The sequence below is a fragment of the Streptomyces sp. NPDC050546 genome (assembly GCF_044457425.1).
Lineage (GTDB): Bacteria > Actinomycetota > Actinomycetes > Streptomycetales > Streptomycetaceae > Streptomyces.
On the sequence record NZ_JBITGX010000001.1, the window covers coordinates 648767 to 662285 of the forward strand.

General features: G+C 72.6%; 12 protein-coding genes. 6 read left to right on the forward strand and 6 right to left on the reverse strand.

Annotated elements, in window-relative coordinates:
• Positions 1–3: 3 nt before the first annotated feature.
• Positions 4–1482, reverse strand: a complete 1479-nt coding sequence (locus ACIBK5_RS02900; protein WP_399015466.1) for a glutamate--cysteine ligase — start codon at positions 1480–1482, stop codon at positions 4–6.
• A gap of 133 nt (positions 1483–1615) precedes the next feature.
• Between ACIBK5_RS02900 and ACIBK5_RS02905 the strand changes: the two genes are divergently transcribed.
• Entirely contained in the window at positions 1616–2797 is a 1182-nt protein-coding gene (locus ACIBK5_RS02905; RefSeq protein WP_399015468.1) for an MFS transporter, read from the forward strand.
• 75 nt (positions 2798–2872) lie between these two features.
• The gene (locus tag ACIBK5_RS02910) at positions 2873–3601 is read left to right on the forward strand and encodes a maleylpyruvate isomerase family mycothiol-dependent enzyme (protein WP_399015470.1); all 729 of its coding nucleotides are present in this window, start codon (positions 2873–2875) and stop codon (positions 3599–3601) included.
• Positions 3602–3670: 69 nt separating this feature from the next.
• On the opposite strand, the gene ACIBK5_RS02915 is transcribed toward ACIBK5_RS02910, so the two are convergent.
• Positions 3671–4066 carry a MarR family winged helix-turn-helix transcriptional regulator gene (locus tag ACIBK5_RS02915; protein ID WP_399015473.1) on the reverse strand — a complete coding sequence of 132 codons (396 nt, stop codon included), beginning with the start codon at positions 4064–4066 and terminating at the stop codon, positions 3671–3673.
• Between the two features lie 86 nt (positions 4067–4152).
• Here ACIBK5_RS02915 and ACIBK5_RS02920 point away from each other — a divergent pair, with 86 nt between their 5' ends.
• Positions 4153–5634: an MFS transporter gene (locus tag ACIBK5_RS02920; RefSeq protein WP_399015474.1), complete on the forward strand. Its 1482-nt coding sequence runs from the start codon at positions 4153–4155 to the stop codon at positions 5632–5634.
• 67 nt (positions 5635–5701) lie between these two features.
• Here ACIBK5_RS02920 and ACIBK5_RS02925 read toward each other — a convergent pair whose 3' ends face one another.
• Together ACIBK5_RS02925 and ACIBK5_RS02930 are read right to left on the reverse strand one after the other, a co-directional pair.
• The gene (locus tag ACIBK5_RS02925; protein WP_399015476.1) at positions 5702–6448 is read right to left on the reverse strand and encodes a response regulator; all 747 of its coding nucleotides are present in this window, start codon (positions 6446–6448) and stop codon (positions 5702–5704) included.
• Positions 6445–7809, reverse strand: coding sequence for a sensor histidine kinase (locus ACIBK5_RS02930; RefSeq protein WP_399015478.1), 1365 nt, complete (start codon positions 7807–7809; stop codon positions 6445–6447). Before ACIBK5_RS02930 ends, ACIBK5_RS02925 begins: the two co-directional genes overlap by 4 nt.
• A 157-nt stretch (positions 7810–7966) precedes the next feature.
• On the opposite strand from ACIBK5_RS02930, the gene ACIBK5_RS02935 reads away from it, so the two are divergent.
• The 3 genes from ACIBK5_RS02935 (at position 7967) to ACIBK5_RS02945 (ending at position 11460) form a co-directional block, all read left to right on the forward strand.
• Positions 7967–8674 carry an ABC transporter ATP-binding protein gene (locus tag ACIBK5_RS02935; protein WP_399015481.1) on the forward strand — a complete coding sequence of 236 codons (708 nt, stop codon included), beginning with the start codon at positions 7967–7969 and terminating at the stop codon, positions 8672–8674.
• Complete coding sequence (locus ACIBK5_RS02940) at positions 8671–11025, forward strand: ABC transporter permease (protein WP_399015483.1); 2355 nt, start codon at positions 8671–8673, stop codon at positions 11023–11025. The genes ACIBK5_RS02935 and ACIBK5_RS02940 overlap by 4 nt, the downstream gene beginning before the upstream one ends.
• Before the next feature lie 150 nt (positions 11026–11175).
• The gene (locus ACIBK5_RS02945) at positions 11176–11460 is read left to right on the forward strand and encodes a DUF6332 family protein (RefSeq protein ID WP_399015485.1); all 285 of its coding nucleotides are present in this window, start codon (positions 11176–11178) and stop codon (positions 11458–11460) included.
• Here ACIBK5_RS02945 and ACIBK5_RS02950 read toward each other — a convergent pair.
• Both ACIBK5_RS02950 and ACIBK5_RS02955 read right to left on the reverse strand, forming a co-directional pair.
• A complete protein-coding gene (locus tag ACIBK5_RS02950; protein WP_399015486.1) occupies positions 11421–12086 on the reverse strand; it encodes a response regulator in 666 nt (221 codons plus the stop codon). The two genes, ACIBK5_RS02945 and ACIBK5_RS02950, sit on opposite strands and share 40 nt — an antisense overlap.
• Positions 12087–12117: 31 nt before the next feature.
• Positions 12118–13341 carry a sensor histidine kinase gene (locus ACIBK5_RS02955; protein WP_399015488.1) on the reverse strand — a complete coding sequence of 408 codons (1224 nt, stop codon included), beginning with the start codon at positions 13339–13341 and terminating at the stop codon, positions 12118–12120.
• Positions 13342–13519: the final 178 nt, after the last annotated feature.

Sequence of the window (13519 nt, forward strand, 5' to 3'; positions counted from 1 at the left end):
GGGTCAGTCCACGGGCCAGGTGTGCGCGGGAGCGTTCATGTGCATGTAGTCCATATAGGTCCTGGTCATCTGCCGCAGCGCCTCACGCCGGTCGGAGATGCCGGCCTTCTCCAGATGGTGGACCGTCTCGGCCTGCCAGAGGGCGCCGTTGCGGGCGGTGACACAGCGCTGCTCGATGATCCCGAGCAGGGGTTCGCGCCACGCGTCGTCCATGCCGGCCAGTTCCAGGCCCCGGTGGGCGAGCGGCAGCAGGCGCCGCAACACCAGTTCCGTGACCGGCACTTCGCCCACCCCCGGCCAGTACAGACGGGCGTCGATGCCGTCGCGGGCCGCGGTGTGCAGGTTCTCCTCGGCGACCGAGAAGGACATCCGCGTCCACACCGGCCGGTCCTCGTCGACCAGGGCGCGGGTCAGTCCGTAGTAGAAGGCGCCGTTGGCGATGGTGTCGGCGACGGTGGGGCCGGCGGGCAGCACCCGGTTCTCGATGCGCAGATGCGGGCCGCTGTCGGTGACGGCGTAGATGGGGCGGTTCCAGCGGTAGATGGTGCCGTTGTGCAGGGTCAGTTCGCCCAGCTCCGGAACGCCGCCCCCGTCGAGGGTCCGCTGCGGGTCCTCGTCGTCGCACAGCGGCAGGAGGGCCGGGAAGTAGCGCACGTTCTCCTCGAAGAGGTCGAAGACGCTGGTGATCCAGCGTTCCCCGAACCACACCCGGGGCCGGACGCCCTGCGCCTTGATCTCCTCGGGCCGGGTGTCGGTGGCCTGCTCGAACAGGGGGATACGGGTCTCGCGCCACAGCTCCCGGCCGAAGAGGTAGGGCGAGTTCGCCGCGAGGGCGATCTGGACGCCCGCGATGGCCTGGGCCGCGTTCCAGTAGTGCGGGAACTCCTTCGGGGCGACCTGGAGGTGGAACTGGGTGCTGGTGCAGGCGGCCTCCGGGGTGATGGTGTCGGCGTACGTGGCCAGGCGCTCGACACCGTCGACCGTGATCCGCAGGTCTTCTCCGCGCGCCGCGAAGATCTGCTCGTTGAGCAGTTGGTACCGGGGGTCGCCGGACAGGGCGGCCTCGCTGACATGCGTCTCGCCCAGCGTCGGCAGTATGCCGACCATGATCAGGTGGGCGCCGACGGCCGAGGCGCGGTCCTCGGCGTGGTTCAGGGCGTCCCGGATCTCCCGCTCCCAGTCTCCGGGGCCGCCGGTCGTGAGCTCCCGGGGCGCGATGTTGATCTCCAGGTTGAAGCGGCCCAGCTCGCTCGACCAGGCGGGGTCGGCGATCGCCTGGAGCACGTCGGTGTTCCGCATCGCCGGCAGTCCCTCGTCGTCCACCAGGTTGAGCTCGATCTCCAGCCCGACCCGGGGGCGCTCGCTCTCGAAGCCCGACTCGGCGAGCATCCGTGCCAGCACCTCGAGGTCGGTGTGCATCTTCTGCCGGTAGCGACGGCGGTCCTCCCGCGTGAACACCCGGGCCGGCACGTCACGTCCCATGCGTCCTCCCGAGTCGCCTCGGCTTCCCTCTCGGCGAATGCCTCTCGTCCCAGAGTCCCACCTTGTCGTCGCCCCCGCACCCACCTAGCCTGAGTTTGTGCCGCAAATAAACAAACCCCGAACGCACAGTGCCGTGCCGGGCGACGGCAACTCCCTGACCCGACTCCGTGTCGCGCTCACCGTCTTCTTCGCCCTCGACGGCTTCGTCTTCGCCGGCTGGGTCGTGCGCATCCCCGCCATCAAGGAACAGACGAACGCCTCCGCCAGCGCCCTGGGCCTCGCCCTCCTGGGCGTCTCGGCCGGTGCCGTCATCACCATGACGCTCACCGGTCGCCTGTGCCGTCGCTACGGCAACCACCAGGTCACCGTCGTCTGCGCCGTCCTGCTCTCCCTCAGCGTGGCCCTGCCCCCGCTGACCCACTCGGTCCTCGCGCTCGGCCTCGTGCTCCTGTTCTTCGGCGCCGCGTACGGCGGGATCAACGTCGCCTTCAACAGCGCGGCCGTCGAGCTGGTGGCCGCACTGCGGCGGCCGATCATGCCGAGTTTCCACGCCGCGTTCAGCCTGGGCGGCATGATCGGCGCGGGTCTGGGCGGGCTGCTCGCGGGGGTCCTCTCCCCCACCCGGCATCTGCTGCTGCTCACCGTCGTCGGACTGCTGGTGACGGTCCTGGCGGGACCGACGCTCCTGCGGCACGAGCCGCCGACGCCGCCGGAGCGGGCACGCCCCGCGAAGGACGCCCCGGGCCGACTGGACGGCCGTACCCGGGGGCTGGTGATCGTCTTCGGCGTGATCGCGGGGTGCACCGCGTACGGCGAGGGGGCGCTGGCCGACTGGGGCGCCCTGCACCTGGAACAGGACCTGGACGCCTCGCCGGGCGCCGCGGCCGCCGGCTACTCCTGCTTCGCGCTCGCCATGACGGTGGGGCGGCTGACCGGCACCACGCTCCTGGAACGCCTGGGGCGGACCCGGACCGTCGTCGCGGGCGGCAGCACCGCGGCGGCCGGAATGCTGCTCGGCTCACTCGCCCCCTCCCTGTGGGCGGCCCTGCTCGGCTACGCGGTCACGGGCCTCGGCCTCGCGAACCTCTTCCCGGTGGCCGTGGAACGCGCGGGCGCGCTCGCCGGCCCCAGCGGCGTCGCCACGGCCTCCACCCTCGGCTACGGCGGCATGCTCCTAGGGCCGCCGGCGATCGGTTTCATGGCCGACTGGTTCACCCTGCCGACCGCCCTGACCAGCGTGGCGCTGCTCGCGGCGGTGGCGGCAGCGGTCGGCGCGCTCGTGGGGGCGGCGACACGGCGGGCGGCCGGAGGCTGAAGGGTGCTGCCGCTGCCGTGACGCCCCAGAGAAATCCCGGGCCCGGAGCGCGCTCCATGCGGCAGACTCGGCGCCATGGAGACCGCCGAGTTCCTGCGCACACTGGAGTCAGAGGGCCTGCTGCTGGCCGCGGCCGCCGAGGAGGCCGGGACGGACGCGAAGGTGCCGACCTGCCCGGAGTGGCAGGTGCGCGACCTGCTGCGGCACACGGGCGCGGTGCACCGCTGGGCCGCGTCGTACGTCACCGAGGGGCTCACCGAGCGCCGTCCGCCGGATGAGGCCCCGCAGCTCGACGGCGCGGAGCTCGTGGCCTGGTACCGCGACAGCCACCGCCACCTCGTCGACACCCTGGCCGGCGCCTCGCCCGACGTGGAGTGCTGGGCCTTCCTGCCCGCGCCGTCCCCGCTGGCCTTCTGGACCCGGCGGCAGGCACACGAGACGGCCGTGCACCGGATCGACGCCGAGTCCGCACGCGGGGGCGCCCCGTCCGCCGTCGCCCCGGACTTCGCGACCGACGGCATCGACGAACTGCTGCGCGGCTTCCACGCCCGTTCCAGGAGCCGGGTGCGCACCCCCGGGCCGCGCGTCCTGCGCGTGCGCACGGACGACACCGACGCGGTGTGGACCGTACGGCTGTCCTCGGAACCGCCCGTGACCACGTGGGGCGCGACGGACGAGGCGGAGTGCGAACTGTCCGGCCCGGCGGAGCAGTTGTACCTGGCCCTGTGGAACCGGGCTCCCCTGCCGAACGTCACGGGCGACCAGGCGCTCGCCACGCTGTGGCGGGAGGCGTCCGGGGTCTGACGGCCCTGCGCGCCCAGCGGCTCAGTCCTAGAGCAGCTCAGTCCTAGAGCGGCTCAGTCCTAGAGCGGCTCAGTCCTCCGTCAGCATCCGCGCCAGCACCGCGCGCTGCACCGGCAGCACCTCGCCGTGCAGGGCGCGGCCCTTGGGCGTGAGCGCGACCTGCACGCCCCGCCGGTCCTCGGAGCACATGCAGCGCTCCACGAGCCCCTCCTTCTCCAGCCGGGCGATCAGCCGCGACAGCGCGCTCTGGCTCAGATGGACCCGCTCGGAGATCTCCTGCACACGGTAGGACGGAGTGCCCTTAGGCGTCCGGCACCCGGCGAGGACGTCGAGCACCTCGAAGTCGCTGGCGCACAGGCCGTGGCCGTGCAGAGCACGGTCGAGTTCACACTGTGTTCGCGCGTGCAGCGCCAGAATGTCCCGCCACTGTTCCACGAGCGCCTGCTCGGCCTGCTTAGCCGCCATGGGCCGCACCGTAACAGAGAGCCGAGTTCATTGCATCTGAATTAAATGCACTTGCATTCCATGCATGCGCATGTAGTGTCTCGGGCATGATCTCTCCGCTCACCACCCCCACGTCCGACGGACGTTGGACTCCGCGACTCTGGGGCACCCTGCTGGTGCTCTGCGCCGCGATGTTCCTGGACGCCCTGGACGTGTCCATGGTCGGCGTCGCGCTGCCGTCCATCGGCGCCGACCTCGGCCTGTCGACCTCGGCACTGCAATGGATCGTCAGCGGCTACATCCTCGGCTACGGCGGTCTGCTGCTCCTCGGCGGACGGGCCGCCGACCTGCTGGGCCGGCGCCAGGTCTTCCTGGTGGCGCTGGGCGTCTTCGCTCTGGCCTCACTGCTCGGCGGTCTCGTCGACTCCGGGCCGCTGCTCATCGCCAGCCGCTTCATCAAGGGCCTGAGCGCGGCCTTCACGGCCCCCGCCGGCCTGTCGATCATCACCACGACGTTCCCCGAGGGCCCGCTGCGCAACCGCGCCCTGGCCATCTACACCACCTGCGGCGCCACCGGGTACTCGATGGGCCTCGTCTTCTCCGGCCTGCTCACGGAGGCCAGTTGGCGGCTCACCATGCTCCTGCCCGCCCCGATCGCGCTGATCGCGCTGCTCGTGGGCCTGAGGCTGCTGCCGCGCAGTGAGCGCGAGCGCGGCCAGGGAGGCTATGACATCCCCGGCGCCGTCCTCGGCACCGCCTCGATGCTGCTGCTCGTCTTCACCGTCGTCGAAGCGCCCGAGGTGGGCTGGGCCGCGGCCCGGACCGTCCTGTCCTTCGTCGCCGTGGCCGTACTGCTCGTGGCCTTCGTCGCCGTCGAACGGCGCAGTCCCAGCCCGCTGATACGGCTCGGAGTGCTGCGCTCGGGGCCGCAGGTGCGGGCCCAGCTGGGCGCGTTGACGTTCGTCGGCAGCTACATCGGATTCCAGTTCTTGGTGACGTTGTACATGCAGCAGCTGCTCGGCTGGTCGGCACTGCACACGGCGCTGGCGTTCCTCCCGGCGGGCGCGCTGGTGGCGCTCTCCGCGACGAAGGTGGGCGCCGTCATCGACCGGTTCGGCACGGCCCGGCTAATGGTGCTCGGCTTCGCCCTCATGGTGGCCGGCTACGTCCTGTTCCTGCGCATCGACCTGAACCCCGGGTACGCCTCGGTGATCCTGCCGACGATGCTGCTGGTCGGCTCGGGCTTCGCGCTGACCTTCCCGTCCTTCAACGTCCAGGCCACCAACGGGGTGGACGAGAACGAGCAGGGCATGGTCTCCGGGCTGCTCAACACCTCGGTCCAGGTGGGCGGTGCGATCTTCCTCGCGGTGGTGACGGCGGTGGTGACCGCGAACAGCCCGGAGAAGGGCGCCGCCACCCCGCAGGCCGTCCTCGACAGCTACCGGCCCGGCCTCATGGTCGTGACCCTCATCGCCCTCGCCGGCCTCCTGATCACCCTCACCGGCCTGCGGACCCGCCGGGACCGGCCGTCCGTCGTGGTCGCCAAGTCCGAGCCCAGGGAGGCGGAGCGCGTCGCGGTGCGGGACTAGATCGTCCGCAGGGGACGGTGGACAGCTGCTCGTCGGTGACGGTGACGGCCGGTGAGCCGGCTTCGCTCTACCCCTGCTCGGTGGGCCGGCCGGCGGCCTCGCGTGCGCCGGCGCTGACCAGCCCCGTCTCGTAGGCGACGATGACGGCCTGGACACGGTCACGGAGTCCGAGTTTGGCGAGGATACGAGCGACATGCGTCTTGACGGTCGCCTCGGCCAGATGGAGGCGGGTGGCGAGTTCGGCGTTGCTCAGCCCCCGGGCCAGCAGGCCGAGGACCTCCAGTTCGCGCGGGGTGAGCGGGGCGAGGTCGCGGTGGAGGGCAGGGGTGTCGCTGTCGCGGTGGCTGCCGTGCAGATGTTCGCCTCCGGCACTGTGCCAATGTTCGCCTCCGGCAAAACGCTGCACAAGGCGGCGGGTGATGGCGGGCGCGAGGAGGGCGTCGCCGGTGCGGACCGTGCGGACGGCCGCGGTCAGTTGCTCGGGGGTGACGTCCTTGAGGAGGAAGCCGCTGGCCCCGGCGGACAGTGCCGTGTAGACGTACCGGTCGAGGTCGAAGGTGGTCAGGATGATGATGCGGGGGTCGTCGGATGCGCCGGTGAGGATGCGGCGGGTGGCCTCCAGGCCGTCCATCTCCGGCATCCGGACGTCCATCAGGACCACGTCGGGACGCGTGCGCGGGACCGCTTCGACCGCTTCGGCTCCGTTGGCCGCCTCGCCCACGACGTCGACGCCGTCGGCGCCGAGGATCAACCGGAAGCCGGTACGGACCAGGGTCTGGTCGTCGGCGAGGAGCACACGAGGCGGCTCGGTCACGGTGTCTCCAAGGGGATCAGGGCCTCCACACGGTAGCCGCCGGTAAGGCGTCGGCCGGTGTTCAGGGTTCCGTCGTAGACGGCGAGGCGCTCGCGCAGGCCGATCAGGCCCCGGCCGTTTCCGGTGGGCGCGCCCGCGCCCGGGTGTCCACCCGTGTCGGTGACTTCCACCCGGAGCCGTTCCGCCCCGTATTCGACGGTCACGGCGGCGGTGGCGCCGGACGCGTGCTTCACGGTGTTGGTCAGGGCTTCTTGGACCACACGGTAGGCGGCGAGTTCGAGCCCGGGCGGGAGGGGGCGGGGCGGGCCGGTCGTGGTCAGCTCGACAGGCAGCCCGGTGTCCCGGACCCGTTCGATCAGCTTCTCCAGCTGGCCCAGGCCGGGTTGCGGGGCCAGCTCCGCCACAGTGCCGGCCAGGTCCGCGCCTCCGTCCGTCCCCGCGTCCTCGTCGGCCATGGTGAGCAGGCCCATGACATGGCGCAGCTCGGTCATGGCCGCCCGTCCGCCCGCTTCGACGGCGAGCAGCGCCTCGCCGGCCTGCTCGGGGGAGGTTTTCATGATCTTGCGGGCGGCACCTGCCTGGATGATCATCACGCTGACGTTGTGCGTGACGACGTCGTGCAGTTCGCGGGCGATCCTGGCCCGTTCATGCTCGACGGCCCGGCGCAGCGCCTCGGCCTGTTCGCGTTCCAGCGCGGAGAGCCGGGTGCGGCCCTCGTCGGTCCGTAGCTTCCAGGTACGCAGGCCGACGGCGGCCACGGCCATCGGGATCAGGATCAGCAGGGCGATGTATTCGTTGGGGACGATCGGTGTCACCGAGTTCCCCGTGGTGCCGACCAGGACGACCGACACCGGCAGCGCCGCCAGGGTCGCCACCCGGTACGGGCTGTACACGGCGGCGCTGTAGACGGCGATGACATACGCGTAGAACGTCAGCCGCATGACGCTCTGCGGAGTCGCAAGCGTCGCGGCCGTCACGACGCACAACACGGCGAGCGGGTAGCGGCGGCGCAGCAGCAGGGCACCCGAGGCGATGACCGCGAGAGTCACCATGTAGGCCAGGCCGCCGGGTCCGGACGGGCGCGGCACGACGATCTCCACGCCGGGTGCGATCTCACGCAGCACGACGACATTCGCGTTGTCGATGCCGTAGTAGACGGTGGCGATGCCGAGTGCCAGTGTCACCAGCACGTCGAACTGCCAGGCGCGCCGGGTGGGCCGCAGCGGTGGACCGCTCGGAAGCCGGGCGTCGCGGACCGTCCGGCGGACTGCTCCCCGCAGCCGCTCCAGCGTCGTACGTACGTCCGTCACCGGTTCATTCTCGCCGCCGCGCGGCCCCGCGCAGTCCGCCCCGGAGGCCATTCCCGCCGCACCGGATACATCACCCGCCTACATCGCGGGGATGACATGCCCGGGGCTCAACCCGACGCGGTACCGCAATGGGTCCGTGCGGGCGACGCGTGCGGGCCGGGTCCGCTCCTAGCGTTCAGGCACCTGACTGCCGTACCGAGGAGCCTTCATGACCGTGCCGGTGATCGAACTGCGTGAGGTGAGCCGCCGATACGACGACGGTCCGCCCGCTCTGCACGAGGCCTCGCTGACCGTGCGGCCCGGCGAGGCCGTCGCGATCCTCGGCCCTTCCGGCAGCGGCAAGTCCACGCTGCTCAATCTGATCGCGGGCCTGGACCGGCCCGATACGGGGACCGTCACCGTGGACGGGGTGCGGGTGGACCGGCTGGGCGAAGCCGGATCGGCGCTCTACCGGCGGTCGAAGATCGGCATGATCTTCCAGTTCTTCAATCTGCTCGACGATCTGACGGTCACCGGCAATGTCGTCCTGCCCGCGCGCCTCGCCGGCATGGCACGTGGCGAGGCAGACCGCCGGGCGGCGGAGCTCCTCGAACTGCTGGGGATCGACCGTCACGCCCGCGCCTACCCGGGGCGGTTGTCCGGCGGCGAGCGGCAACGCGTCGCGGTGGCCCGGGCGTTGATGAACCGGCCGGCGCTGCTCCTGGCCGACGAGCCGACCGGAGCCCTGGACACGGCCGCCGGACAGGACGTCAGCGGACTGCTCACCGGCCTCAACGCCGAGGGCCAGACCATCGTCGTCGTCACCCACGACCTCGCCCTGGCCCGGTCCTGCACCAACCGTACGGTCCGGATCGCCGACGGCCGGATCACCGAAGACGTCCGGTCGCGGGCCATCGCCCCGGAGGCCGTCCGATGAGCGCCCTCGGCAAGGTGGTGCGCTCGGGGGTGGCACGACGCCGGGTGCAGACGCTGGTGATCGGGCTCGCCACGATGATGGCGGTGGCCGCCTCGGTCCTCGGCGGAACGCTGCTCGTGGTGTCCGGCGCGCCCTTCGACGACGCCTTCGCAGCGCAGCGCGGCGCGCATCTGTCCGTGCGGTTCGACGCCGGCGAGGTGAGCGCCGGGCAGTTGTCGAAGTCCAAGGACGCCGGAGGGGTGAGCGATGCGGCCGGGCCGTTCCGTACGGCGACGGTCACCCCACGCTCGGACGGGGCGGGCCCCGGAGGGCCGATGACCGTGGTCGGCCGGGACGATCCCGGGCGGGACGTGGACGAGGTGGCACTGCTCGACGGGCGGTGGCCCACGCGCTCCGGCGAGATCGCGCTCTCCGCCGACTCCTCGCTCCTCCCGGCACTGGGCATGGAGATCACCTTCCCCGGTCTGTCCGGCGGTCCGGCGCTGACGGTGGTCGGTGTGGCCCGCTCGGTCACGCGGACCGCCGACGCCTGGGTGGTTCCATCCCAGATGCCGGCGCTCACCGCGCCCCGCGGTGGCGGCTACCAGATGCTCTACCGCTTCACCGACGCGGGCAGTACCGCGCAGATCACCGCGGGCGGCAGGGCCGTGACCCGGTCCCTGCCGCCGGGAGCGGCCGTCGGCGAACAGTCCTGGCTCACCGTCAAGAGGACCGCCGAGCGCGACACGGCCGTCTACGTCCCGTTCCTCATCGCGTTCGGCGCCCTGGGGCTGGTCATGTCGGTGCTCATCGTCGGCAACGTCGTCGCTTCGGCCGTCGGCACGGGAACGCGCCGCATCGGCGTCCTCAAGGCCGTCGGCTTCACCCCGGCGCAGGTCGTGCGGGCCTACGTGGGCCAGGCGCTGATCCCGGCCGCCGCCGGCACGGCCCTCGGTGTCCTCGCCGGCCATCTGCTCGCCGTCCCCGTACTGGCCGAGACCGAGGAGGTCTACGGCACCTCGTCCCTGGTCGTCGCCCCCTGGGTCGACCTGGCGGTGGTCGCCGGGGTGCTCGGCCTGGTGGCGGCCACCGCGTGGGCGAGTGCCTGGCGGGCAGGCCGGCTGCGTACGGTCGACGCACTCGCCGTGGGGCGTACCGCTTCGGCCGGGCGCGGCCGGTGGGCGGCCCGCCTGGCCGGACGGCTGCCGTTGCCGCAGCCGGTCGCCCTGGGCCTGGCCCGGCCCTTCGCACGGCCCGCCCGCGCGTCGGCCATGGGCGCGGCGATCCTGTTCGGGACCGTCGCCGTCACGTTCACCGTGGGGATGGGCGCCTCGCTCGGCCAGGTGATGAAAGCCAGGGCCCACGACGCCGCCGATGTCGTCGTGCCCGCGCCCTTGCCGGACTTCGGATCCCAAGGCCCCGGCCATGACACCGAGAAGCGGCCCGAGGCCGATCCCGCCGCCGTCGCCGCGGCCGTGAAGGCCGTCGCCGGAACCGGGAAGTACTACAGCGCCGCGACGGTACGGGCGACCGTGGCCGGCCTGACCGGCACCATCGACGTGAACGCCTTCACCGGCGACGCCTCCTGGGGCGGCTACACGATGGTCTCGGGCCGCTGGATCGACAGGCCCGGCGAGGCCGTGGTCCCGACCCCGTTCCTGGCCGCCACCGGCACCGGCGTCGGCGACACCGTCACCCTGAACGGCCTGGCCGAGCCCGTCACGGTCCGGATCGTCGGTGAGGTCCTCGACCCACGTAACGACGGCATGCAGCTCTTCACCGACGCCTCGACCCTGACGGCCGCACATCCCGACCTGGCGGAGACGAGCCATCACATCGCGGTCGCCCCGGGCACCGACGTGACCGGCTACCTCGACGCGCTGAACAGGGACCTGGCACCGCTGGGTGTCACCGCCCGGGCCGGCGGGCTCGACGCCGGCAGCGAGATGGTCGCCACGCTCAACGCGCTGTCCCTGATCCTCACGCTGATGCTCGTGGCCGTCGCCGCGCTCGGCGTGCTGAACGGTGTGCTGCTCGACACCCGCGAGCGCGTGCGGGAGATCGGTGTCCACAAGGCACTCGGTATGACCCCCCGGCAGACCGTGGCGATGGTCCTCACCTCGGTCGTGGTGACCGGACTGGTCGCGGGCGCTCTGGGCGTGCCGCTCGGCGTGGCCCTGCACGGCTGGGTCCTGCCCGCGATGGGCGACAGCGTGGGGCTCCGCCTCCCCGGTTCCGTCATCGCCGTCTACCGCGGGGCCGAACTGCTCCCGCTCGCACTCGGCGGCCTGCTCATCGCCACACTGGGTGCGCTCCTGCCCGCCGGCTGGGCCGCCGGGGCCCGAACCGCCACGGCCCTGCGCACCGAGTAGGAGGCGTGAGCGGCGGGCGGCCGCGTAACCCCGCACCGCCCGGCCGGCCGGCCACCGCCGAGCCTCGCCCGCCACTGCCACGACCGAAGAAGCGGTGCGCCCGGCGGGATGCCTTGCCCGCCGGGCGCGCGCCCCTGTCTGACTCTCCGTATGACGCATCACGGGGGACGGCGCACTCAGGCCGAGCGGGACGCGGTCACCGTCGAGATCGGGTACGCGCTGTGCAGCGCGGCCTTCGCGGCGGCGGTCGTCTTCGGGGCCGTGGCCGGTCCCGCGCTGCTGTTCGAGCTTCCGGCAACGGGGGAGGCCCTGTTGCCACGCGCCGGGCTGGTGCTCGCGCCCGTGCTCTTCCTCGCCCGGGTCGTCAGTGTGCTGGTCCGGTTCCGGTCGTCGGCTCAGCCCAGCCAGCCCGGCCGCACAAGCCCCGACTCGTAGGCGAGCACGACCAGTTGGGCCCGGTCGCGGGCGCCGAGCTTCACCATGGTGCGGCTGACGTGGGTCTTCGCGGTGAGCGGGCTGACGACCAGACGGCGGGCGATCTCCTCGTTGGACAGGCCGATGCCGACCAGGGCCATCACCTCCCGCTCCCGCTCGGTGAGTCCGGCCAGGGTGCCGGCCGCCGCGGGCTCCTTGGAGCGGGCCGCGAACTCGGCGATCAGCCGGCGCGTCACCCCGGGCGAGAGCAGTGCGTCGCCCGCGACCACCGCCCGTACCGCGCGCAGGAGTTCGTCGGGCTCGGTGTCCTTGACCAGGAAGCCGGAGGCGCCCGAGCGGATGGCCTCGAAGACGTACTCGTCGAGCTCGAAGGTGGTGAGCATGACCACCTTGACGTCCTTCAGCCCCGCGTCCCCGGTGATCCGCCGGGTCGCCGCGAGGCCGTCGAGCGCGGGCATGCGGATGTCCATCAGGACGACGTCGGGCCGCAGTTCGCGGATCCGGCGCACGGCCTCCTCACCGTCGGCGGCCTCCGCGGCCACCTCGATGTCCGGCTGCGCGTCGAGCAGCGCCCGGAACCCTGCCCGGACCAGTGACTGGTCGTCGGCGAGCAGTACGCGAATCACCGGTCCTCCTCAATGGGTCGAACGGTTCGGCTCACTTGCCGGCGGACGCCGTCAGCGGAAGTACGGCGAGCACCCGGAAACCGCCGTCCGGGCGGGGCCCCGCGTCGATGGTGCCACCCAGCGCGGCGGCCCGCTCCCGCATACCGACCAGCCCGTTGCCGCTGCCGCCCGCGTCGGCGCCGGTCGCGGGCCCGTCGTCGTCGATCCGCAGCCGCAGGGCGTCCGCGTCCTGCGCGAGGTGCACGCGCGCGTGCCGCGAACCCGAGTGCCGTACGACGTTGGTCAGGGCTTCCTGGACGATCCGGAAGGCGGCGAGGTCCGTGCCGGGCGACAGGCGCGGCGGCTCTCCTGCCACCTCGACCGTGAGACCCGCGCTCGCCGCCTGCTCCACCAGCTCGGGCAGCCGGTCGAGCCCGGGCGCCGGTGCGCGGGGCGCGGCACCGGGAGCGCGCAGGGTGTCGAGCACCTGGCGTACCTCGCCGAGCGCCTCCTTGCTCTGGTCCTTGATCGTGGTGAGCGCCGTACGGGCCTGCTCGGGGTCGGTGTCGAGGAGCGCGAGGCCGACCCCCGCCTGCACATTGATCACGGAGATGCTGTGCGCGAGGACGTCGTGCAGTTCCTGCGCGATCCGCAGCCGCTCCTCGTCGGCCCGCCGACGCGCGGCCTCGGCACGCTCGGCACGCTCCCGGACCCACTGCTCGCGGCGGACCCGGAACAGCTCCGACACCGCCGCGATCGCCACCACCCAGGTGGCGACGACGATCTCCTCGCCCCAGGAGACGGCGGAGTCCCCCGACGGCGGCAGCCACTGATAGAGCCAGTGCGCCACCAGGACGTGCCCGGCCCAGAGGGTTCCCATCGCGGCCCACGCGGCCCAGCGGTGCCCGGCGACGATCGCGCTGAAGCACGCCAGAGCGACGGTGAAGAGCACCGGCCCGTACGGATACCCCGCCCCCAGGTAGAGCATGACGGCGCCCGCCGTGCCGAAGACCACGGCCACCGGGTACCGCTTCCGCCACAGCAGCAGCCCCCCGGCCACCAGCAGCAGCACTCGTGCGAAGAGGTCCAGGTCCGCCCGCTCGCCCTCCTGACCGTGGGCGGCGAAGTTCGAGCCGACCAGCACGAAGACCGTGACGGCGACCGTGGACCGCCAGGGCCACCGGGGCTCACGCTCCCCCTCCCCCCACCGCTCCCACCACGGTGGCCCGTGGCGCCACCACTGCGGCGGGCCACCCCGCGCGCGCTGCTCGTCCATACCGGCCACGCTAGACGCCGCCCGCCCGCAGCGGCGTCACCCAGGCGTGGCGATCACGCGTACTCCCCGGGAAGTACACCGTCGCCCGCTGTCAGGCTCCCCCGCGTCCGCCGCCTGGCTGAGTCGGCTCACGGGTGTCCCGACCGGGCTGCCTCTGAGCGAGGGCACCCCGCCCACC

What these genes read in the sequence shown, in the direction of transcription:
- ACIBK5_RS02900 (WP_399015466.1), bottom strand. Translation starts at nt 1,482, where the DNA reads ATGGGACGTGACGTGCCGGCCCGGGTGTTCACGCGGGAGGACCGCCGT.
- ACIBK5_RS02910 (WP_399015470.1), top strand. Translation starts at nt 2,873, where the DNA reads ATGGAGACCGCCGAGTTCCTGCGCACACTGGAGTCAGAGGGCCTGCTG.
- ACIBK5_RS02915 (WP_399015473.1), bottom strand. Translation starts at nt 4,066, where the DNA reads ATGGCGGCTAAGCAGGCCGAGCAGGCGCTCGTGGAACAGTGGCGGGAC.
- ACIBK5_RS02920 (WP_399015474.1), top strand. Translation starts at nt 4,153, where the DNA reads ATGATCTCTCCGCTCACCACCCCCACGTCCGACGGACGTTGGACTCCG.
- ACIBK5_RS02930 (WP_399015478.1), bottom strand. Translation starts at nt 7,809, where the DNA reads ATGGCCTCCGGGGCGGACTGCGCGGGGCCGCGCGGCGGCGAGAATGAA.
- ACIBK5_RS02935 (WP_399015481.1), top strand. Translation starts at nt 7,967, where the DNA reads ATGACCGTGCCGGTGATCGAACTGCGTGAGGTGAGCCGCCGATACGAC.
- ACIBK5_RS02940 (WP_399015483.1), top strand. Translation starts at nt 8,671, where the DNA reads ATGAGCGCCCTCGGCAAGGTGGTGCGCTCGGGGGTGGCACGACGCCGG.
- ACIBK5_RS02945 (WP_399015485.1), top strand. Translation starts at nt 11,176, where the DNA reads ATGACGCATCACGGGGGACGGCGCACTCAGGCCGAGCGGGACGCGGTC.
- ACIBK5_RS02955 (WP_399015488.1), bottom strand. Translation starts at nt 13,341, where the DNA reads ATGGACGAGCAGCGCGCGCGGGGTGGCCCGCCGCAGTGGTGGCGCCAC.